Genomic DNA, 21,872 nt, shown 5'->3' with positions numbered 1-21,872 from the left:
TATTAAAGCATTTCAAATATTCCTGCAGCACCTTGTCCGCTGCCAACACACATTGTTACCATTCCATATTTACCTTCTCTGCGTTTCAGTTCATTAAATAACTGCACCGTCAGTTTTCCTCCAGTACACCCAAGCGGGTGCCCTAAAGCGATTGCACCACCATTTACGTTCAGCTTTGATGTATCTAATCCCAGCGTACGGATAATGGCTAAAGATTGCGAAGCAAAAGCCTCATTCAGCTCTATCAGATCCATTTGTTCTAAATTCAGGCCCGCTTTTTTTAATGCTAAAGGAATAGCATCGATTGGTCCTATTCCCATAATTCTTGGAGCTACGCCGACTACGCCATAACTCACCAGTCGCGCGATAGGCTCAACGCCTAACTCTTTCAGTTTGCGCTCTGAAACAACAAGTACAAATGCTGCACCGTCTGATGTTTGCGAAGAGTTACCTGCTGTCACGCTGCCATCCGCAGCAAATACCGGCTTAAGTTTAGCCAGCTTATCCAGACTCGTATCTGCCCGCGGACCTTCATCAGTATCCACTACATAGGTCCGTGTTTTTTTCTTCATATCACCGTCCAGATAATTTTCCGTAACTGTGATCGGTGCAACGCCAGCTTTCAGGTGACCATTTTTTATAGCTTCTACAGCTTTTAAATGCGAGTGATACGCAAATTCGTCCTGATCTTCTCTGTTTACCTTATACTCATTAGCCACTGCCTCCGCAGTAAGCCCCATTCCCCAATACCAATCAGGATTGCTCTTTGCCACTACCGCATTAGGCACTACTTTCCATCCGCCAAAAGGCATTCCGGACATGACTTCCACACCTCCGGCAATGATACAATCTGCCATTCCACTTTTAATTTTAGCTACCGCAGTAGCTATCGTATCCAGTCCGGATGCGCAATATCTATTTACTGTAACTCCCGGAACTTTATCCGTATCCAGTCCCATAAGTGAAATCATCCGGCCAATATTCAGCCCCTGTTCAGCTTCCGGCGTAGCGTTACCTACAATTACATCATCTATTTGTTCCTTATCCAGATTAGGCACAGAGGCCACCAGCTGTCTGATAACTTCCGCCGCCAGATCATCGGCCCTGGTAAAACGAAAAACTCCACGCGGGGCTTTGCCCACTGCTGTACGTAATCCTGCTATGATATATGCTTCCTGCATGTTCTGTTAAATTTTATTAAACCCTATAATTAGTTGCGCAGTGGTTTGCCTTTAGTTACAATACTCTGAATACGTTCCAGCGTTTTCCTTTCACCACATAATGACAAAAATGCTTCGCGTTCCAGATCAAGTAAATATTGCTCTGTCACTTCCGTAGGTGAAGACAAATCTCCACCGCACATTACCCAGCCCAATTTCTCAGAGATTTTTTTATCGTGTTCTGAAATATAATGTCCTGAATACATGGTATTAGCACCTGCATAAACTATCCCCAGTCCCTGTTTACCCAGCACCCTGATATCCTTTCTGCGCACAGGCTGTGTATAACCCGCATCTGCCAGTTCAATTGCTTTAGCTTTCGCATCAGCAATCAGACGACTCCGGTTCATACTGATCGAATATTTATCCTTTTGCAGATAACCCAGTTCGAAAGCTTCCACTGCCGAGGTAGATACTTTAGCCATACCGATAGTCAGGAACCGGTCTTTCAGTACGTTCTGTACGATCTGATCTTCATTGTATTCATCAGAAGCCCGCAAAGCGAATTCCTTCGTACCCCCACCGCCAGGAATTACCCCGACACCAAACTCAACCAGTCCCATATAAGTCTCTGCATTGACCTGCACATGATCGGCATGCAAGCTAAATTCGCATCCACCACCCAACGCAAGATTGTGCGGCGCGACAACTACAGGTATAGAAGAATAGCGGATCCGCATGGATGTGTTTTGGAACAAACGGATCGCCATGTTCAGTTCGTCCCATTCCTGCTCTACCGCCATCATGAAGATCATACCAACATTTGCTCCCGCAGAGAAATTAGCACCGTCATTACCTATTACTACCCCCCTGTAATTTTTTTCGGCCATGTCGATAGCCTTATTTATGGCTTGTAAAGTATCGCCACCAATCGTATTCATTTTAGAATGGAATTCAACATTCAGTATGCCATCGCCTAAATCAATAATGGAAGCTGCTGAATTTTTCCAGATCGTTTTATTACCCCTGATATTATCCAGAATAATAAACGCTTCTGCACCCGGGAGCGACTTATAGCTTTTGGAAGGAATATCATAATATTTTTTAATGCCGTCCTCTACCTGATAAAATGAAGTATGTCCGGCATCCAGCATTTCATGTACCCAGTCCGCTGCCTCATTTCCATGTGCTTTCATCCCTTCAAGTGATGCCGCAACACCTACCGCATCCCAAACTTCAAAGGGGCCCAGATCCCATCCAAAACCTGCACGCATTGCATCATCAATCCTGTATAATTCGTCTGAAATTTCCGGAATCCTGTCAGACACATATTCAAACAAACCGAAAAAAGAATGTCTGAATACTTCTCCTGCCTTATCCTTGCCAGCAGCAAAGACCTTCATACGGTCTTTAACATTTTCAATTGGTTTAGTGAGCTCCAGTGTGGCCGACTTAATCTTTTGCTGAGGCCGGTATTCCAGTGTTTTCAGATCAAGTGCAAGGATCTCCGTTTTCCCGTCAGCAGTTTTTGTTTTTTTATAGAATCCCTGTTTCGTTTTGTCGCCCAACCATTTATTCTCCTCCATCTTAACTACATAATCTGGTAGTTTAAACAGATCATGCGCCTTATCATCAGGGCAGTTATCATATAATCCTTTAGCTACCTTAATCATAGTATCTAACCCAACCACATCAGAAGTACGGAAAGTCGCAGATTTTGGTCGCCCTAAAGCCGGGCCGGTATATTTATCCACTTCCTCAACCGTCAGATCCAGTTTTTCTACCAGGTGCAATAATGCCATAATCGCATATACACCAACCCTGTTTGCAATAAACGCGGGAGTATCCTTACATAAAACCGTAGTCTTACCTAAAAACTTATCCCCATAGTTCATCAGGAAATCTACCAGTTCAGGTTTGGTATGTGGCGTCGGAATAATTTCCAGCAGACGCAGATAACGCGGCGGATTAAAAAAATGCGTTCCGCAGAAATTCGCTTTAAAATCATCACTCCTGTCTTCTGCCATCAGGTGAATAGGAATCCCTGAAGTATTGGAAGTAATCAGCGTACCTGGTTTCCGGTACTGTTCTACCTGCTCAAATACTTTTTTCTTGATATCCAGATTTTCCACTACCACTTCGATAATCCAGTCATAGCCAACAATCTTAGACATATCATCGTCAAAGTTGCCCGTAGTAATTTTACTGACAGCCTTTTTAGTGTACACAGGTGAGGGGTTCGTTTTAATTGCATTCTGCAAAGCAGCATTCACCACCCGGTTCCTGACTGCAGGATGCGTTAAAGCTAATCCTTTTGCCTCCTCTTCAGGTGTCAGTTCTTTCGGCGCAATATCTAACAATAAGACTTCAACACCAATATTCGCAAAGTGACAAGCAATTCTGGAGCCCATAATACCTGAGCCCAGCACCGCTACTTTATTTATCTTTTTGTTCATCTTTCTCTGTAGTTACTGTATATGCTAACGTGAGTTTATTTAACTTTTGTAGTCCGTTGATCAGGTTGTTCTTTTCCTGAACCGTTAAATTCTGATTCAGGTAGTCATTAAAGGACCGCACCACATCTTTGGCCATATGTCTTTTCTGTTTACCAAAATCCGTCAGGTAAACTTTTACTGAACGTTTATCGCCCGAAGAGGTTTCACGGTAGATTAATCCTGACTCTTCCATATTGTTCAGCATCCTGGATAAGCTGGTTGCTTTTACACCCAATAGACCTGCAAGCTGTGAAACAGCCGTTCCATCCTGATCAATATTGATCAGCATATAACCTATCGCCTGGGTAATTCCAAACCCCGAAGCAATCTGGTTATAGGTGTTTGAAACGTTTTGCCAAACCACCTTTAATAAATAATCTATTGTCTCTTGTTGCTTCATTAATTACTATGCTTGCATAACAAAGCTATATAATAAAATACTAGTATCCAAGCGATAAATTAAAAAAAGAACATAAAAAAAAGCTGCCAGGAAAATCCTGACAGCTCTGTTTTCAAAGGGTATATCTGACTAGTATAATGTAAATTCTACTCTTCTGTTTTTCTGACGTCCTGCAGCAGTTTTGTTTGTTGCAATAGGTTGGTTTTTACCATAACCAGTTGCTTCAACTCTTGATGCATTCACACCTTTATCAACAAGATATGTTTTGATAGATTCAGCTCTGTCTTTAGACAATCTCATGTTTAAATCAGCAGAACCTGTATTATCAGTATGTCCCGCTAGTTTAAGGCTGAAGTTTTTAGTTACAAGCAGATTAGCAACACGATCCAGTGTAGGGAAAGATTTAGGTCTGATTGTAGATTTACCTAAATCAAATTCTAAGTTTTTAATTGCATCAGCAACAATACGACGATCAGATTCAGTGATGATTACTTTTTCATTCACTACCGGCGCAGGAACTTTAAGCGGACATCCGGCTCCATCTACCACCACACCTGAAGGTGTACCAGGACATTTATCCAATTTATCCGCAACACCATCACCATCAGTATCTTTTAACAAGTCGCTCATTTCAGTTCTCAACTTAGCATTTTCAGCTTTCTGAGCATCTAAATCACTTTTCAATGAAGAAGCCAATTGTTTAGCCTGTAATGCTTCATCATAAGTAGCAGCTACAGGATTATGGAATGCCAGTTGTTTTCCTTTACCTAAAGCGAATTCTAAACCTGCATGTGCATAATTGAATTTATCACTATTGTTGTTTCGGTATGTACCATCAAGGTTGTCACCATCAACAAAATAGATAGACCATCCTAAATCAAAATTAACTTTATCAGAGATCTTGAATTTAGCACCAAGACCTACAGGTATGATTAATTCACTGATTGTTTTATCATCAGCAGTGTAGTTAGCTAAATTAGCATCAGTACTACCTACTTTAGGTTTATAACCAGCTAAACCAGCACCAGCAGATGCATATAACTGTACATTATCCTGTTTTCTGAACATGCTGATATTAAACAAATTCACCTGAGCATTTAAACTACCTGCATAACTCAGGTCAGTTTCAAAAGCTCCTGCTCCGCCGGCTACAGTTGAACCACTTTCGAATGGTTCCGAATTATCACCCTTCAATTTACCTCTGATCCCGTCTAATCGTAAAGAGAAGTAGGGCGTAAGTTGTTTTTTAACGTAAATCCCGTATCCTAAACCGCTTTTCCAGTTGGAGAAGTCATTTTTTCCACCCAATGGTGAAATAGGACTAAGCACACCAGCATTAACGCCGATAGACCAGGTACTGAAAGAAGTTGAAGCTGGTGGTGTTACTGGCGCCTGAGCTTGTGCGGCTCCACCGATAAATAGAGCTGCTAAAGCTACTGGCAGGCATTTGAATAATTGTTGTTTCATAATATGAGCTTAATGTAAATTCTACTGGTAATTTTTTTTATACCTAAGCAATTTCTATACCAAGTTGTAATGCATGTATAAACACAGATTAAGCACCAGTTAACAATCAAAATGTATATATATTGATCCAAGAAACCGTTCATAATTATATACAGTGATAAATATGAAGCCATAAAAAAAGCCTGACCATTTTGATCAGGCGAATTTCACTCAGGAATTCCTACTGTTGCTCAGATCTATAATCTTCCGCATCTTTATATATCTTTTCAATCCTGTCAGAATTCTTTTCAAGGATAACCTTTCGCTTCAAACTTAATTTCGGGGTCAGTTCTCCCCCGTCAATGCTCCATTCTTTCGATAACAGCGCAAAACGTTTCACCTGCTCCCATTTACCAAAATCAACTGAGCCATGTTCAATCTCCTGATTAAATTTCTCTATAACCTGTTTATCAGCGATTATTTCTTCATTGGAAGTATAACTGATCCCTTTTTTAGCACACCAGCTTTTTAATGTCTCAAAATTGGGTACGATTAAAGCCGCAGGAAACTTTCTGTTTTCACCCAAAACCATAATCTGTTCAATTAATGGCGACTCCTTATATTTATTTTCCAGCATCTGGGGTGCTACATATTTTCCACCCGCGGTTTTAAAAATCTCCTTCTTCCTGTCCGTTATCTTCAGGAATTTACCATCTATTAACTCACCTATATCTCCCGTATGGAACCATCCTTCTGCATCGATCGTTTCCGCAGTCAGATCATCACGGTCATAATAACCTTTCATCACATTATGCCCCCTGGTAAGCACCTCACCATCTGCAGCAATTTTAACTTCTACTCCGTCAATCGCCGGACCTACTGTACCGAACATTGTATTTTCAAAATGATTCACTGTAATAACTGGTGAAGTCTCGGTTAAACCATATCCTTCAAAGACAGGCATCCCCGCAGCCCAAAAGATTCTGGCGAGACGTGGATTCAATGCTGCACCGCCTGATACAATCACAATGATTTCGCCACCCAAAGCCTCTTTCCATTTTTTGAATACCAGTTTTCTGGCAATACTTAATTTAAAATTATATAACCAGCTGTTATTAATCTCATACTTTTCTGCAAGCGCTACAGACCAGAAAAAGATTCCTCTCTTAACACCGGTCAGGGCTTTCCCCTTCTCCATGATCTTGTCATATACCTTTTCCAATAACCTCGGAACAGTAGAAAAACCATTAGGCTTCACAAATTGGATATCCGCAACAATCGTCTCCATACTCTCCGCATAATATAAGGATGCATCGGTGTACATATAGAGATAAGTAATCATTCTTTCAAAAATATGTGACAATGGCAAAAAGCTCAGTACTTTCTTCACGTCATGCGGAAAGATTACTGCCGAGTTCTTAAAATTCTGAACCAGGTTATTATGCGTCAGCATCACTCCCTTGGGCGTACCGGTTGTACCAGACGTATAAATCAGCGTTAGTACATCCTCCGGCGTCACTGCAGCACGGTAAGTTTCCAGATCAGTGGCAGCATCTTTTGCACCAGCTTCAACAAGACTCATCCAGTGCTCAGCGCCACTTACCTCATTGAATGTATAAATTTTAATGGCTGGATTCACAACAGCACATACTGCTTTCACTTTTTCATAGAGCTTATCATCAGCAACAAATACAACACTGATTCCCGCATTCTCTATGATGAATTTGATATCATGCTCTGCCAGAGTTGGATATAAAGGCACCTGATAACCACCAAACTGTGTGACAGCAAAGTCTGTGATGTTCCATTCAGGTCTGTTATGAGACATCACCGCTATTTTGGATCCCTTTGCCATTCCCAAACCAATCAAACCCTTGCTCAGATGATCTACCGTATCAGAAAATTGCTGCGTACTGTACTTAATCCACGTTCCGTTGTTCTTGCCGCTAATAAACTCTTCCTTAGGAAATTTATCTAAATTGTATTTGAGCAGATCAAATACTCTGGTTACAGTTACAGGCATATATGAGTGATTTTATTTGGTTATATATTTACATTAACAACAAATTGACCTGAAATGTGTTGCTTCCCAAAGCTAACAAATTAAAATTTTGTAATGAAACCAATTTAGGGCTGATTCCATAAGGACTGATGGTATCTTGATTACACTATTCAATTTATGGGATTAATTTAGCTCATGACAGCGTTTACCTTTCCTTCACCCCCAAGTATAGAAAAGCTGAACTTATAAGTGAACCAAATAAATAGACGATGTTAAACCATCCGGTCACCTACATGCCGCACCCTGGATTTATCTTTCCAAAATATAACAGAAACAAGAGAAGGCAGAACGGCAGGTGGATAGTGGGACGAGCATAGGACATTGGTTTGTTACAGCGTGGTGCAAACGATCTGAATCCGGCGCAACTCCGTCCAGTTTTGACTAGTTAAATCACATGGAGTTACACCTCAGCTACGTTTTAGCTGAGGTGTAGTCATTAAAAAGCGTCCTACTATCTACCCCAGTTCTATCAAGATTCAACCTGATTTGCAGTCAGATTCGTTCAAATCTGATCGAATTCAGTCATGCATGATATAAAGCTTTTTAATATCGCACATTTGGGATAAACTGCAGTAATGAAAAAACATGAGCACAAAACATGAATGATTATTTTACAGGATCTACATACGGCATAGTAATTGCTAAGTGCTTTTCATATTAAAATTTTAAATTAATCATATGAAAAAAGGATTTACTATTCTTTGCTTAACAGTAATTGCAACGCTTGCAATACATTTTTCTTCAAAAGCTCAGGGCTACGACAATGCAATCGGTGGTCGTTTCGGCGCTGCTAATGGTGTAACTTTCAAAACTACACTTGGTGGTAATAAAATGATAGACATCATCGCAAACTTCAGGTCCAACAACAACTATAACTATTTCAGAGTAACAGGTTTATACGAAATCTACAATCCAATTGATGGTGCACAGGGTCTAAACTGGTATTATGGTATTGGTGGTAGTATTGGTACTGTTAAATATAAACCATACAATTCGAGCGATTTATACCTGTCTGCTGACGGCGTTCTAGGTCTTGATTATAAATTTGCTGATGCTCCAATCAATATTTCATTAGACTGGAAGCCAGCTATCCAATTAACTCCGGATACCGATTTTGATGCTTCAGGCGTAGGATTGTCTTTACGTTTCACTTTCTAGTCACTACTATTAAATAGCAAAAAGGGCTGGTCTCCACATGGAGATCAGCCCTTTTTGCTATTTGAGTATATCCTAACGCTATAGAGTGTCCCGGGACTCTTACAGGTAACAGTGATCTGAGTGTGGTCTGACTGTGGTGAAACAGTGGTTTATGAACCACTAAATACTACAATCACATTGTTCCCGATGTTCTGTTCAGCCGCAGTCACCTGCAATCTACCCTAACGATACTATAACCCCATCCACTTCTTCATCACCTGACGCTGTACATCACTCACGCTTGCAGCCATAGATGGAGCTAACATTACATTAGGTGTTACTTTAAGCTTCACGTTGATATCCTGCTCTACACCGTCTCTTTTCACCTTAAATCTGAGCACATCGCCAACCTTTTTACCGGTCACTACTGCCATACGCTCAACAGCTCCATCTGGCGTAATGCCATCCACACTGATTACCTGATCATTTACATTTAAACCATCAGTCCATGCAGCTGAATTACGGGAAACAGCAGCAATATTAATCAGACCTTCTGTTCTCCTGGTTGAGATGCCCAGATAAGGGACGTTTTTACCGTCATTGGCATCTTTAACATCAATACCGATATAGCCAAGATACTTTGCATATTCAATAGGATGCGTACCAGTTACATATTTAGCATAAAAATCTGTAAAGTTAATACCACTGACAGCCTCTACCCTTGCCTTAAATTCAGCATCGGTATATCCTTTACCAGTGGTTTTGCACTGATCATACATAGCTTTCATTACATCATCTAAACTATGGGTGCCTTTTGTTGCATTGGTGATCTCCAGATCCATCAACATCCCAATAATCTCACCTTTACTGTAATAAGAAACAGAAGAGTTATTAGAATTCTCGTTTGGTCTGTAATATTTAATCCAGGCATCAAAACTTGCATCAGCAGCGGATTGTACAGCCGCACCAGGCGTATTGATTACGCCAGACATTGCACCGATCATCGTATTGATAAAGTTATCAGGACTTAAAAATCCTGCACGCAACATGATCTTATTTTCATAATAAGCAGTAAAACCTTCAGCTATCCACAAATCAGTAGTATAATTTTCATTATCATAATTAAAAGGACCTAAAGCTACCGGGCGTAATCTTTTTACATTCCACAGATGATGATATTCATGTGCAACAAGGCTTAAAAATCCATTATATCCTTCTGGTGTATTATAATCATCTTTTGTTGCACCCAATACGGTAGAATTTAAATGCTCCAAACCACCTCCTCCACGAGAGGTATTGTGTACAATGAAAGTATAGTTAGTGTTTGGGTTTTCGCCATAAATAGCGGTAATCTGTGTAACAACTTTCGCCATATCTACTTTCAAACGCTCTTTGTCATAATTACCTCCACCATACATAGCCACTTCATGTTTTACACCTGCAGCCATAAAGTCGAACACTTCCTGATTACCCACTTCTATAGGGCTATCAAAAAGAATGTCAAAGTTTGGAGCTGTATACGTAAATGCAGATCCGGCAACTGGTTTCATCCCTGTAGATACTTTACTCCATCCTTTGAATGGAACAATCTTTACAGTACTGGGTGAAGAGATCATTTTATCAGGATAGATAAAAATACCTGTAGGAGATAAAAATGCATGAGTAGCGTCTACAAAAGAAGTACGAACCGATAATTCGAATGCATACACTCTGTAATTCACTTTAAAAGACTTAGCATTGGCAGTATAAATTCTCCAGGTATTCTTTTTTATTTTCTCCAGCTTCAACGCCTTATTTCCAGCGCTGGCCATAAAACCTTCCACATTTTTGGCAAACTCACGTACCAGGTATGATCCTGGTGCCCATACCGGCATTTTCACATCAACATAATCTTTTAGTAAACCTGACACATTCATTTCCACTTCGGCATAATGAGCTTGCGGCTCTTTAAAGCTTACCTCGTAACCAATCTTAATTTGTGCACTAGTGGCAAGGCCGTGCGACAATAAAAGGAGTATTCCCAGAACAATTTTCTTCATCATCATATTATATAATTGCAGCAAATTTAAAACTAATCTCTTTCCGTGCCTGTTAAAATAAAAATTCAGCTGTAACATACTTAATACAAGCCTCTCCGCACGGTTTATTTAAATATTTTTGTATACTAAATTAGTATGACAACCAATTATATGAACCCGGAAGAATTGAAATAATTATTTTAATCCTCCAAGAACCAATCAGATATTTAAAAACATAACACATCTGGATGAACCCGACATGAGTAAAATAACATTTTAATCATCAAAGGCTCCATCTAACACTTAAAAAACAATCAAACAACTAGATGAAACTGAAATACGTTATTTACACACTTATCTTCCTTGGAATTGCTTATTTGATCTACTATAGGATCTCTGCTAATAAAAAAGCCGAAGGAGGGGGCGGTGGTGCTGACCGGGGTGCTAAAGGCGGAAAAGAACAAAGTTTTGCGGTGGATGGAATTATAGTTAAACCTGCTTCGTTTATCAACAAACTGGAGGTCACAGGAACAATAGAAGCAAACGAGTCAGTCGCCTTACAGAGTGAAGTTTCAGGATTGGTTACTGGCATCTATTTTAAAGAAGGTACAAATGTTGCAAAAGGGAGCTTGCTGATAAAAATTAATGACCGTGATATCAAGGCGCAGTTGCAGGAAGCTCTGACTAAACAAACCTTATCTGCTACAAATGAAGACCGTGCTAAACAGCTCCTGCAAAAAGGAGCAATCAGTCAGTCGGAATATGATACCTCTCTGGCCGATCTGAAATCCCTGCAGGCACAAGCGCAGTTGATCAGGGCACAGCTTGCGAAAACGTCTATTCTTGCACCATTTAGTGGAAAAGTGGGCCTGCGCTCCATCTCGTCGGGAGTATATATCACTCCTTCTACTGTGATTGCAAATCTCGTCAGCACAAATCCGGTAAAGATTAACTTCTCTGTACCTGAAAAATATATGGGACAGATCAAATTAAATTCTACAATCACCTTCCGTACAGATGGTTCAAGCCATATTTATTCAGGTAAAGTATTTGCGATAGAGCCGGGAATTAATGCACAGACACGAACGCTGCAAATTAAGGCACTGGCGCAAAACAGTAATAATGAGCTCTTACCAGGATCATTTGCAAAGATATCCCTTGCACTAAGTGCAGTTGATGATGCGATTATGGTACCCAATGAAGCAGTGATTCCTGTACTTAAAGGCAAGACCGTATTTATTAATAAAAACGGCAAGGCAAAACAAGTAGATGTACAATCAGGTACCCGTACAGAAGAAAATATCGTGATTACAACCGGATTAAATATTGGCGATACGGTGCTGACTACAGGAGCACTTTCGCTGAAAGATGATGCACCTGTAAAGGTTAACATAGTTAAAAACTAACCACGCGAAATGAGTATATCAACCACGAGTATAAAAAGACCCGTTTTAGCGATTGTAATGAACCTGATGATCCTGCTCTTTGGGGTAATAGGATACAATTTTCTGGGTGTTAGGGAATTTCCTAATATTGACCCAACGGTGGTATCGGTAAGAACGTCCTACCCGGGAGCAAATTCTGATATTATTGAATCGCAGATTACTGAGGTTTTAGAAAAATCAATAAATGGGATTGACGGAATCAGGAATATTTCTTCTTCCAGCAACAATGGAAGCAGTAATATTACCGTAGAGTTCAACCTAGACAAAAATATTGAAGAGGCAGCGAATGATGTAAGGGATAAAGTTTCCCAGGCAGCCAGAAGTTTACCGAAAGACATTGACGGAAATCCGGTAGTGAGCAAGGCAGATGCAAACTCTGACCCGATTATTACGATGACGATTCAGAGCGATAAGCGCAATCAGCTGGAGCTGAGTGATTATGCGGAAAATGTAATTGCAGAACGTATCCAAACGATTCCGGGAGTAAGTGGCGTGCAGATCCAGGGACAAAAAAGATACGCTATGCGCATCCGGATAGACCCGAATAAACTTGCTGCTTATGGTATGACTTCTCAGGACATTGTTACGGCACTGGACAGGGAAAACGTTGAGCTGCCATCGGGTAAGATCACGGGGCAAAGTACAGAGTTGATTGTCAAAACACTGGGTAAACTAACGGATGAGAACCAGTTCAACAACCTGATTCTTAGAAATGACAGCAACAATGTGATCAAGCTGAAAGATATCGGTTATGCTGAATTAGGACCGGAAAATGAAGAAACTATACTTAGGGAATCAGGCCGTCCCATGGTTGCAGTAGCCCTTATTCCTCAGCCAGGTGCCAATTACCTGGATATTTCGAAAGAGTTTGATAAGAGATTTGCACAGCTGGAGAATGATATTCCAAAAGATATTAAACTGAACGTATCACTTGATAATACTAAATTTATTAAAAGCTCGGTGACTGAAGTCGCGGAAACTATTATTTTGTCTTTGGTACTGGTAATTCTCATTATCTACCTTTTCTTCCGCGATTGGGCAATTGCCTTTCGACCGCTGATCGATATCCCTGTATCACTGGTATTTACATTCTTCATTATGTATATTTTTGGATTTTCCATTAATGTGCTGAGTCTGCTGGCTATCGTACTGGCAACGGGACTGGTGGTGGATGATGGTATCGTAGTCACAGAGAATATCTTTAAGAAGGTAGAAGAAGGACTCTCTCCATTTGAGGCCGCTATTAAAGGGGCGAATGAGATCTTCTTTGCTGTAGTGTCCATCTCGGTTACACTGGCCGCAGTGTTTTTACCAGTTGTTTTTATGCAGGGTTTTGTGGGCCGGCTGTTCAGGGAATTTGGTATCGTAATTGGTGCTGCGGTTTTGATCTCTGCATTTGTATCCCTGACGTTAACTCCGATGCTGAATGCCTACCTGATGAAAAAAACAGGTCACAAAAAGTCCAGGTTCTATGAAATGACTGAACCTTATTTTGTAAAACTGAATGACAATTACGCAGATAACCTGAATAAATTTTTAAATAAGAAATGGATGGTAATTCCGATTATGCTGGCCTGTGTTGGCGTAATTATATTGTTCTGGAAATTGCTTCCCAAAGAGACAGCTCCTTACGATGACAGAAGCGCCATCAATTTGAACGTAACTACGCCCGAAGGCTCTTCCTTTGCCTATACAGATAAGTTTATCATGAAGGTGGCAAAGATGATTGAAGACTCTGTACCAGAGAAAAAAGTAAACATCACAATCACCTCTCCGGGCTTCGGCGGTTCAGGTTCTACAAATAGTGGATTTATCAGAATGGGACTGGTTGATCCGGATGAACGTACACGCTCACAGGCGGAAATAGCAGCAATGCTAACACGCATTACTAAAAAATATTCCGAAGGAAAGGTTTTGGTTACGCAACAGCCTACAATATCTGTTGGTCGCAGGGGCGGATTACCGGTAAGCTATATTATCCAGGCACAAAATTTCGATAAACTGAGAGAGAAAGTGCCACTGTTTATGGACGAAGTAAGTAAGGATCCTACTTTTACTGTGTCAGACGTAAACCTCAAATTCAACAAACCGGAAATCAACCTGACTATTGACAGGGATAAGGCGAGAAACCTCGGCGTTTCTGTGGCAGATATTGCGCAGACACTGCAATTGGGACTAAGCGGTCAGCGTTTCTCTTATTTTTTCATGAACGGCAAACAATACCAGGTCATCGGACAGTTCGATGTTGGCAACCGGAAAGACCCGCTGGACCTCAGCTCTGTATACGTGAGAAGTGATAAAGGGCGACTAATCCAAATGGATAATCTGGTTACCGCAAAAGAAGAAAGTAGTCCGCCGCAATTATACAGGAACAACCGTTTTATTGCCGCAACGGTTTCTGCCGGTCTTGCACCGGGCAAAAGTATGGGCGACGGTATTGCAGCAATGGATAGAATCAGAGATAAGATACTTGATGAAACATTTTCGACTGACCTTAGTGGAGAATCACGAGATTTCCAGGAGAGTTCGTCAAATACACTTTTTGCATTTGGTCTCGCTATACTCCTCGTTTACCTGATCCTGTGTGCACAGTTTGAAAGTTTCAAAGATCCGGCTATTATTATCCTTACGGTACCAATGGCTGTGGCTGGTGCCTTTCTTTCCCTATGGCTATTCGGGCAAAGCTGGAATATTTTTAGCCAGATCGGCACAATCATGCTGATCGGTCTCGTAACCAAAAATGGAATCCTGATTGTTGAGTTCGCTAATCAGCTTAAAGAAGAAGGCAAAAGTATACATGATGCAATCAGAGAGGCTTCTGTGGCACGTCTGAGACCAATTTTAATGACTAGTCTCGCCATTGCTATAGGTGCCCTGCCTATTGCAATGGCATTGGGTGCAGCGGCAAAAAGCAGGATTGGTATGGGGGTAGTGATTGTTGGCGGTACCATTTTCTCACTTGTACTCACGCTTTTTGTGATCCCGGGTATTTACTCTTATTGGTCTAAAGAACATAAAGTGAATTCAGAATTACAGGAATCTTTAAAGGCAGCGCTGGAACAGGATCAGGAACATAAACAAACAGCTAAACTAATTACAAATGAACACTAAGAACTTTTTATGCTCCTTAGCCTTCTTTTTTGCAAGCTGTACACAAATGGTGATGGCACAGGACAGCCTGAGCTTAAGAGAAGTAATTACTATTGCATTGAAGAATAACTATGATATTAAGCTAATCAACAATGAGCTGAGTATCGCCAAAAACAATACAAACATTGGAAACGCCGGTATGTTACCTGCCTTGACGGGATCTTACAATACAGGGGGCAGCAGGCAGAATACCATACAAAGCCCTGCAACCGGTCCGGAACGCATATCAAATGGAGTAATCAGCACAAATATGGCTTATGGCGCTGCGCTGGACTGGACTATTTTTGACGGTTTCCAGATGTTTGCAAACTATGAAAGACTGAAAGAACTGCAGAAGCAGGGAGAAGTAAACCTGAAGGCTACCATCCTGAATACAGTTTCCTCTGTAATTACTACTTATTTTGATGTGGTAAAACAACAGCAGCTACTGAAGGCGACAGATAGCGCTTTAATCATCTCAAAACTGCGTGTAAAAATTGCAGATAACAAACTGGAAATCGGTCGTGGTTCTAAACTGGATGTGATTACGGCAAAAGTAGATTATAATGCAGATACGACCTTGTATTTACAACAGAAGAACCTGCTTGCAAAGTCTAAAATTACACTAAACCAGTTGGTGGCGCGGGACCTGAATATCGATTTTGTAGTGAAGGAAAGGATGTATACCAGCGATGACCTGAAACTGTCAGAGCTGGAAGTGCAAACGCTGCAACTGAATCCTGATCTGCAGAATGCATTTATCAGTAAAAAAATTGCAGAGCTTACCCTTAAACAGATCAAAGGGCAGCGTTACCCCGTTATTGGAATAAATGGCGGTTACGAACATTCAAAAAGTACAAGTCCAACCGGCTTTAACCAGAAATTCAGAGCAAACGGTCTTACTTATGGTGTTACCGCCAGTATTAACGTTTTCAATGGTTTTTTGCAAAGACAGAATGAACGAAATGCAAAAGTGCAGATCAGCTCTTCGACACTGACACTGGAGAAAACAACCCTGGATGTTAAAGCACTGCTGATGGCAAACTATCAGAATTACACCACCAATCTCGACCTGCTGAAAGTGGAAAGCGGCAATCTTGATCTTGCCAGACAAAATCTCGATATTACATTTGAAAAATACAGATTAGGAAGTATCAGTCCACTGGAACTAAGAGAGGCACAGCGTAACTCAATTAATGCGATTACACGGTTTCTGGAAGCACAGTATCAGGCTAAATTGTCAGAGATTAGCCTGAAAGAGATTAGTGGTACTTTAAATGTTCAATAAGATCATTACTTTTGATTTATGATATTAGTTGCAGATAGCGGATCTTCCAAGACAGACTGGATGGGTTATTCCCCTTCATCCGGTAAGGAAATCAGTTTTAATACAAGGGGGATTAACCCGTACTTTTTGAATGCCCAGGATATTTACAAGATCTTTTCGAAGATGAAAGAGCTGGAAGATGTTGCTGCGGAAGTTAAAGAGATTTACTTCTATGGTTCTGGCTGTTCGTCGCCAGACAAACATGAGGTCATTACAAATGGACTGTCACTCTTCTTCACAAATGCTTTTATAAGTGTTGAAAATGATCTCATTGGTTCTGCTTATGCTACATGCGGAGATAAAAAAGGAATAACCTGTATTTTAGGTACCGGCTCCAATGTTTCTTATTTTGATGGCACTGCGGTTCATGAAAGTAATTATGGCTTAGGCTATATTCTTGGCGATGAAGGTTCCGGTACTTTTTTTGGCAGAAAGATGATTACTTCCTACCTGTATCATCAGATGCCGGCAGATTTAAGTGCGTTATTTGAACAGGAATTTAAAGCGGACAAGGAAACGGTAATTACCAATGTTTATCAGAAACCATTTCCTAACAATTACCTCGCTGCCTTTAGTCGCTTCATGTATCCTCATAAGGCACATCCTTTTATCATAAAAGTACTGACTGATGGCTTCCAGGAGTTTATAGACACCAATATCAAAGACTTTAAAGCATATAAAGACATAGAGTGTCATTTTGTTGGCTCAATTGCATTTTATTACCAGGACATTTTGCGTGAAGTATGCGCCAGGAATGACATCCATGTCGGCAAAATTTTCCAGAAGCCTATTGAGGGAATCTATAAATATATATTAAAAAAAGAAGGGCTGAGCACTCAGAAACTATAAGTTTATAAGGCATTATTATCATAAAAAAGATAAGCTGATTATCTTATTCAGTTCATATAATCAGCTTATCTTTTTCTGCTTTCCATCTCCAGACGGATAAGGTCGGCTACCCACTCCAGCCTTTTCTGATCTTCTTCACAAAAGTCCCTGCTTGTAGTATCAATAATACAAACTGCACCAACATTAAATCCTTCGCTGGTCTTTATTGGTGCAGCGGCATAAAATCTTAACCCAAACTCCCCGGCTACCATAGGATTAGACAATAGAAAGGGTTCTGCAAGCGCATCTTCGAAAACAGTGACGCTGTCTTTCAATATCGCTAATGAACACAAGCTTGATCCCCGCTCCATTTCTTCATTATCATGACCTCCCTGTGTCGATTTTGTCCATACCTGGTCTTTATCAACAAAATTGATCATTGCAATCGGAGTATTGAACATGGAAGCCGTTAACGCGGACAGCTGATCAAACTTGGTTTCAGACTTTGTATATAATATTTTATAATTTTTAAGATTTTCCAGTCGCTCTTCCTCATTCTGCGGAATAAGATCTCTTCCAAATGTGTTTTCCAAGTTTCGAAATATTATTAGTAATAATCTGTTTTTAGGACTCCCTTACAATTAATATACCTGTTTTAACAAACAGACACAAGATTCATACACCTGACAGGAATACTGAATCGGACTTTTATGGACGTCGCACATAAAGGATCGTTTTAGCAAGGTATTAAAATCCGGGTTAAAAAGTTTTATTTTCTGCCTCCTCAAAGCCAGCAAACTGCCAGTTTGCCTTGACATCTTTTTTAAAAAACACCTTATAACTTGAATTTGGTGGCAGTGTAAAATGAAAGAGGAATTCTTTTGCCTCTTTGTCTTTTGGTATAAAGCTGGGTAGCAGCGTGTTGGCAATTGCCTCTATTTTTTCTTTTGAGTCCATTAAAATCTGATTATAATGCCACAAAAGTAGGATACTTTAACGGGCTTCATGGCATTAAAGTTGTATAGAGTGTTTTTAACATATGAATAGAATACTTGTTGTTGAGGACGATCCTGATTTGCTGGAAGTTGTGCAACTGATTTTAGAAGAGAACAATTATAAGGTTTTTCCATTAATGACAGGGCGACCGATATTTAAAATTATTGAAGAGTTTAAGCCTCACCTGATACTGATGGACATTAAACTTGATGGAATGGATGGCAGGGCTATATTTAAGGAAATCAGAACGAGAAAAAACACCTCTCATCTTCCTGTGATCCTTACTTCAGGTGGCTTCTCCGAGGACTACATCATGAGAGAACACTTACTGTCTGATGATTACCTGGAAAAGCCATTTGAAATGTCTGTAATGCTAGCTAAGATTGAAAAGCTGTTATAACGTGATTAGTTTTTAGTAACCTTAAATTCTGTCCTCCTGTTTAACTGACGACCCTGATAATTGTCTTTTCCACCAGGAAACTGATTTGGTGCTATAGGCTTACTAAAACCATAGCCCTTACTTTTTACTCTGTCTGCAGATACTCCCTTACTAATGAGATAGTCTATGCAGGATTTCGCCCTTCTTTCTGACAGATCCAGGTTATAAGCCTCCGTGCCTATATTGTCAGTATGCGCACTCAGTTCAATTTCTATGGTCTGATTATCTACCATAATCTGGTAAAGCTGATCTATGATCGTTTTTGATCTTGGCGTTAAATCTGCACTGTCAAAATCATACAAGATGTCATTCAGCACTATTGGTTTATCCAAGACATAAGGAGCAAGGCATATTTTAGGGTTAACCAGCGTATCTGTCTTGGCCAGCTCGTCATAGTCATAACTCAGCAGTTTGCTGAAATAGTTCTTTTTTTCAGCAACCAGTTTCAGTTTGCGGTTAGAATTAATCCTGAACCTGTATTTCCCATCGGTGCCGACTACCACATTTATTTTCTGTGTGGAATCTGATAATGTGATAGTAGCACCAGGTAATGGTTTATCCGATTGGCAGTCAAGTATTGTTCCCTGAACAGTAATGAATTCCTTTTTCACATAGAAAACCTCCAGGCAGCAGACAGACTCTCTGTCAGAACTGATATACCCCTGACTGTCATCATCATCCATAGGTGTGAAATAAACGTCGTCTTTGGATGAATTAAATGGATAACCGAGGTTTCTGGGTTCTGACCAATTGGCAAAATCACCTTCGCTCTCATAAAAATCTAATCCGCCAATCCCTACCTTACCTGCACTACTGTACAACAGCTTCTCTGTTTTAGAATTATAGTAAGGTGCTTCCTCATCTTCTTTAGTATTTATTTTACTTCCCATATTGATGGCTTGCCCCATAGAACCGTCAGACCGCAGCCTGCAGTACCATATATCATATTTGCCCGATCCACCGGGTCTGTCTGATGAAAAAACAAAATATTTACCATCCCTAGATACGAATGGCTGCATGGAATTAAAGCCGGCAATGTTGACTTCAGAACCTAAAATTTTTGGGGGAGACCATGTATTTCCGGTGCCGGATGAGATATTTACTTCATAAATTTTTCTTTCTCCTTTTGTGGTCCAGCTGGTAAGATACATAATAGTCCCGTTCGGATGAAAGGCAGGCGCAGCATATTCACGTCCTTTTTCCACAGCCCCAATACGTTTAACCGTTGTTCCTTCGTCCTTAGGATTACCTGAAGCTTCATAGATTGCATTCATGTAAGGACTTTCCTTACGGGTAACTTTGGAGTTTGTTTTTCCATCAGTAAGTACCTCAGTTTTGTTTCCTACAGATACGGGTCTGGAAGAAGTGAAATAGAAGTTATCGTTATTCAGCAATGGCGTATAATTTGAGCCCTTGTCATTAATTTCATTAAACAGTTTACTAAACTTATACAACCGTGGATAACGCATTTCATATAATGCAAAATTGCAGGAAGCAATTTCCACTTTGGCTTTACTGGCATAGCCATCATTGAGATAATACTTTGTCAGAAACTCTTCAAATGCCACAATTGCTTCAGCAAACTTCTGATTCGCACGCAGGCATTCTCCATAATAAAAAGAGCTCAGGGCATATTTTGGATCACTGAAGTTTTTGGCTACGGCATACCATGCTTCTGCTGCCCTGAAATCTTTGTATAACCGCAATGAAGAAGCCAATTGGTAAACATCATTTTCGTACTCACCACGTTTTGGGTTAGTCTCCTCCTTTTTCATTTTAGTTTCAAAGGCATAAGGCACTACAAAACCTATACTATCTGTAGAGATATTCAATGCTCTTTTATAGTAATCTGCAGCCGCATAATATTCCTTATTCTGGAAATATACATCTGCGATCCTTTTATTATTGGTAACGTACTGTGCATGGATAGCATTGCTTATCAGGCACATCAAAAGTAGTACTCTAAGTGATTTCATAACTCATCGGATTATAATCGTGGACAAAAGAAGTTGGGGCCTGAAATTCCCCCTCTGCTGGTAAAGGATACTGATAACTCAAGGCCACCCCTGCTACCGGTGGCACGGTTTAAATTGGAAGTATTAAAATCATAACTTAAACCGAAAACGGTATTCTTTAAATGAAGACCAAAAAAGGCGATAGCGGCATCTTCGTATCTGTAATTTGATCCAAAGAGAATATTAGCCTCGGGATTCAGATAGAAGGTAACATACGCACCGGTAGAAATTTCCCGCGCATTGCCTTGTTTCATGTAAAGTGCATTAGGCGTTACATCTATAGCATCACTGATTTTAACACGGGCTCCGCCATGGGCCGTAAAGCGAATCGGAATTCTGATATCATTACCGATAAAACGATCTACAGGCCTCGTTAAATGAGACCCGCTTACGCCGGCAAATGGATTCACTTTATTGTCAGAATTGCCATCAAAATACATGATCCCCGCATTTACATCGGGCACCAGCGTATTGGTAGAGCTGAAAGATTCACTGATAGGAATACTGCCATTGTATCCTGTTGAAGAATTAAACTGATCGCCCAATGTAATTTTTGAAGGATCAAAACTCTTATTCAAAATACCGGCCTGTACACCAAAATTAATCATACTGTATCCCTGCTGACCAAATCTGATCCTGTAAGCAGCAGAAGCAAGTGCATTCAGATAGTTATATCCTATCTCACCTGCGCGCTGATTAAGTACCATTCCTCCAAAGGCAAGGTTTTTAACAGGTGCCTTATCGAACGAAGCACCTGCCGTTACATAAGCATTGGAGACGGATCCCCATTGCTGTTTCGCATTTAATGAAACCCGGTAATCTCCGTCTATTACTCCCGTTAGGGCTGGATTCAGCCATAACGGATTTGCGTAATATTGTGAGAAATGTGGATCAATCTGTGCATTAACCCTGTTTGCTGCCGTGATGCATAAGATGCTGAGGCCGACGATTTTTAAAAGTTTCTTCATGATATTA

16 protein-coding genes are annotated in these 21,872 nt (G+C 40.4%); 6 read left to right on the top strand and 10 right to left on the bottom strand.

Annotated features, from left to right (window positions below):
* Positions 1 to 2 precede the first annotated feature (2 nt).
* The 5 genes from OQX62_RS18040 to OQX62_RS18020 form a co-directional block, all read right to left on the bottom strand.
* Positions 3 to 1,181 (bottom strand): acetyl-CoA C-acyltransferase, encoded by a 1,179-nt coding sequence (locus OQX62_RS18040; protein WP_265833016.1) that lies wholly within the window; start codon positions 1,179 to 1,181, stop codon positions 3 to 5.
* A gap of 29 nt (positions 1,182 to 1,210) precedes the next feature.
* Positions 1,211 to 3,616, bottom strand: a complete 2,406-nt coding sequence (locus OQX62_RS18035; protein ID WP_265833015.1) for a 3-hydroxyacyl-CoA dehydrogenase/enoyl-CoA hydratase family protein — start codon at positions 3,614 to 3,616, stop codon at positions 1,211 to 1,213.
* On the bottom strand, positions 3,597 to 4,055 hold the full coding sequence (locus OQX62_RS18030) for a MarR family winged helix-turn-helix transcriptional regulator (RefSeq protein WP_265833014.1): 459 nt from the start codon (positions 4,053 to 4,055) through the stop codon (positions 3,597 to 3,599). The genes OQX62_RS18035 and OQX62_RS18030 overlap by 20 nt, the downstream gene beginning before the upstream one ends.
* Before the next feature lie 129 nt (positions 4,056 to 4,184).
* Entirely contained in the window at positions 4,185 to 5,522 is a 1,338-nt protein-coding gene (locus OQX62_RS18025) for an OmpA family protein (RefSeq protein WP_265833013.1), read from the bottom strand.
* Positions 5,523 to 5,742: 220 nt separating this feature from the next.
* Positions 5,743 to 7,524 (bottom strand): AMP-dependent synthetase/ligase, encoded by a 1,782-nt coding sequence (locus tag OQX62_RS18020; RefSeq protein WP_265833012.1) that lies wholly within the window; start codon positions 7,522 to 7,524, stop codon positions 5,743 to 5,745.
* 717 nt (positions 7,525 to 8,241) lie between these two features.
* Here OQX62_RS18020 and OQX62_RS18015 point away from each other — a divergent pair.
* Positions 8,242 to 8,721, top strand: coding sequence for a hypothetical protein (locus OQX62_RS18015; RefSeq protein WP_265833011.1), 480 nt, complete (start codon positions 8,242 to 8,244; stop codon positions 8,719 to 8,721).
* 230 nt (positions 8,722 to 8,951) lie between these two features.
* On the opposite strand, the gene OQX62_RS18010 is transcribed toward OQX62_RS18015, so the two are convergent.
* Entirely contained in the window at positions 8,952 to 10,745 is a 1,794-nt protein-coding gene (locus OQX62_RS18010) for a M61 family metallopeptidase (RefSeq protein WP_265833010.1), read from the bottom strand.
* Positions 10,746 to 11,044: 299 nt separating this feature from the next.
* On the opposite strand from OQX62_RS18010, the gene OQX62_RS18005 reads away from it, so the two are divergent.
* From OQX62_RS18005 to OQX62_RS17990, 4 genes are read left to right on the top strand one after another with little or no spacing between them, the layout of a single operon-like run.
* Positions 11,045 to 12,124 (top strand): efflux RND transporter periplasmic adaptor subunit, encoded by a 1,080-nt coding sequence (locus OQX62_RS18005; RefSeq protein WP_265833009.1) that lies wholly within the window; start codon positions 11,045 to 11,047, stop codon positions 12,122 to 12,124.
* 9 nt (positions 12,125 to 12,133) lie between these two features.
* On the top strand, positions 12,134 to 15,274 hold the full coding sequence (locus OQX62_RS18000) for an efflux RND transporter permease subunit (RefSeq protein WP_265833008.1): 3,141 nt from the start codon (positions 12,134 to 12,136) through the stop codon (positions 15,272 to 15,274).
* The gene (locus tag OQX62_RS17995; RefSeq protein ID WP_265833007.1) at positions 15,264 to 16,580 is read left to right on the top strand and encodes a TolC family protein; all 1,317 of its coding nucleotides are present in this window, start codon (positions 15,264 to 15,266) and stop codon (positions 16,578 to 16,580) included. The genes OQX62_RS18000 and OQX62_RS17995 overlap by 11 nt, the downstream gene beginning before the upstream one ends.
* Positions 16,581 to 16,598: 18 nt before the next feature.
* Entirely contained in the window at positions 16,599 to 17,468 is an 870-nt protein-coding gene (locus OQX62_RS17990) for an N-acetylglucosamine kinase (RefSeq protein WP_265833006.1), read from the top strand.
* A gap of 65 nt (positions 17,469 to 17,533) precedes the next feature.
* On the opposite strand, the gene OQX62_RS17985 is transcribed toward OQX62_RS17990, so the two are convergent.
* Together OQX62_RS17985 and OQX62_RS17980 are read right to left on the bottom strand one after the other, a co-directional pair.
* Positions 17,534 to 18,040 (bottom strand): GAF domain-containing protein, encoded by a 507-nt coding sequence (locus OQX62_RS17985; protein ID WP_265833005.1) that lies wholly within the window; start codon positions 18,038 to 18,040, stop codon positions 17,534 to 17,536.
* 166 nt (positions 18,041 to 18,206) lie between these two features.
* A complete protein-coding gene (locus tag OQX62_RS17980; RefSeq protein WP_265833004.1) occupies positions 18,207 to 18,404 on the bottom strand; it encodes a hypothetical protein in 198 nt (65 codons plus the stop codon).
* Positions 18,405 to 18,486: 82 nt separating this feature from the next.
* Here OQX62_RS17980 and OQX62_RS17975 point away from each other — a divergent pair, with 82 nt between their 5' ends.
* Positions 18,487 to 18,843 (top strand): response regulator, encoded by a 357-nt coding sequence (locus OQX62_RS17975; RefSeq protein ID WP_265833003.1) that lies wholly within the window; start codon positions 18,487 to 18,489, stop codon positions 18,841 to 18,843.
* Positions 18,844 to 18,848: 5 nt separating this feature from the next.
* Here the strand turns inward: OQX62_RS17975 and OQX62_RS17970 are convergent, their stop codons facing one another.
* On the bottom strand, positions 18,849 to 20,858 hold the full coding sequence (locus OQX62_RS17970) for an OmpA family protein (RefSeq protein WP_265833002.1): 2,010 nt from the start codon (positions 20,856 to 20,858) through the stop codon (positions 18,849 to 18,851).
* An 11-nt stretch (positions 20,859 to 20,869) separates the two neighbouring features.
* Positions 20,870 to 21,865, bottom strand: a complete 996-nt coding sequence (locus OQX62_RS17965; RefSeq protein ID WP_265833001.1) for a PorP/SprF family type IX secretion system membrane protein — start codon at positions 21,863 to 21,865, stop codon at positions 20,870 to 20,872.
* Positions 21,866 to 21,872 lie beyond the last annotated feature (7 nt).

The organism is Pedobacter sp. MR2016-24 (assembly GCF_026239655.1).
GTDB lineage: Bacteria > Bacteroidota > Bacteroidia > Sphingobacteriales > Sphingobacteriaceae > Pedobacter.
Note: the sequence above shows the minus strand (reverse complement) of the source record. Positions and strands in the feature narration are given on the sequence as shown.

What these genes read in the sequence shown, in the direction of transcription:
- OQX62_RS18040 (WP_265833016.1), bottom strand. Translation starts at nt 1,181, where the DNA reads ATGCAGGAAGCATATATCATAGCAGGATTACGTACAGCAGTGGGCAAA.
- OQX62_RS18035 (WP_265833015.1), bottom strand. Translation starts at nt 3,616, where the DNA reads ATGAACAAAAAGATAAATAAAGTAGCGGTGCTGGGCTCAGGTATTATG.
- OQX62_RS18030 (WP_265833014.1), bottom strand. Translation starts at nt 4,055, where the DNA reads ATGAAGCAACAAGAGACAATAGATTATTTATTAAAGGTGGTTTGGCAA.
- OQX62_RS18025 (WP_265833013.1), bottom strand. Translation starts at nt 5,522, where the DNA reads ATGAAACAACAATTATTCAAATGCCTGCCAGTAGCTTTAGCAGCTCTA.
- OQX62_RS18020 (WP_265833012.1), bottom strand. Translation starts at nt 7,524, where the DNA reads ATGCCTGTAACTGTAACCAGAGTATTTGATCTGCTCAAATACAATTTA.
- OQX62_RS18015 (WP_265833011.1), top strand. Translation starts at nt 8,242, where the DNA reads ATGAAAAAAGGATTTACTATTCTTTGCTTAACAGTAATTGCAACGCTT.
- OQX62_RS18010 (WP_265833010.1), bottom strand. Translation starts at nt 10,745, where the DNA reads ATGATGATGAAGAAAATTGTTCTGGGAATACTCCTTTTATTGTCGCAC.
- OQX62_RS18005 (WP_265833009.1), top strand. Translation starts at nt 11,045, where the DNA reads ATGAAACTGAAATACGTTATTTACACACTTATCTTCCTTGGAATTGCT.
- OQX62_RS18000 (WP_265833008.1), top strand. Translation starts at nt 12,134, where the DNA reads ATGAGTATATCAACCACGAGTATAAAAAGACCCGTTTTAGCGATTGTA.
- OQX62_RS17995 (WP_265833007.1), top strand. Translation starts at nt 15,264, where the DNA reads ATGAACACTAAGAACTTTTTATGCTCCTTAGCCTTCTTTTTTGCAAGC.
- OQX62_RS17990 (WP_265833006.1), top strand. Translation starts at nt 16,599, where the DNA reads ATGATATTAGTTGCAGATAGCGGATCTTCCAAGACAGACTGGATGGGT.
- OQX62_RS17980 (WP_265833004.1), bottom strand. Translation starts at nt 18,404, where the DNA reads ATGGACTCAAAAGAAAAAATAGAGGCAATTGCCAACACGCTGCTACCC.
- OQX62_RS17975 (WP_265833003.1), top strand. Translation starts at nt 18,487, where the DNA reads ATGAATAGAATACTTGTTGTTGAGGACGATCCTGATTTGCTGGAAGTT.
- OQX62_RS17970 (WP_265833002.1), bottom strand. Translation starts at nt 20,858, where the DNA reads ATGAAATCACTTAGAGTACTACTTTTGATGTGCCTGATAAGCAATGCT.
- OQX62_RS17965 (WP_265833001.1), bottom strand. Translation starts at nt 21,865, where the DNA reads ATGAAGAAACTTTTAAAAATCGTCGGCCTCAGCATCTTATGCATCACG.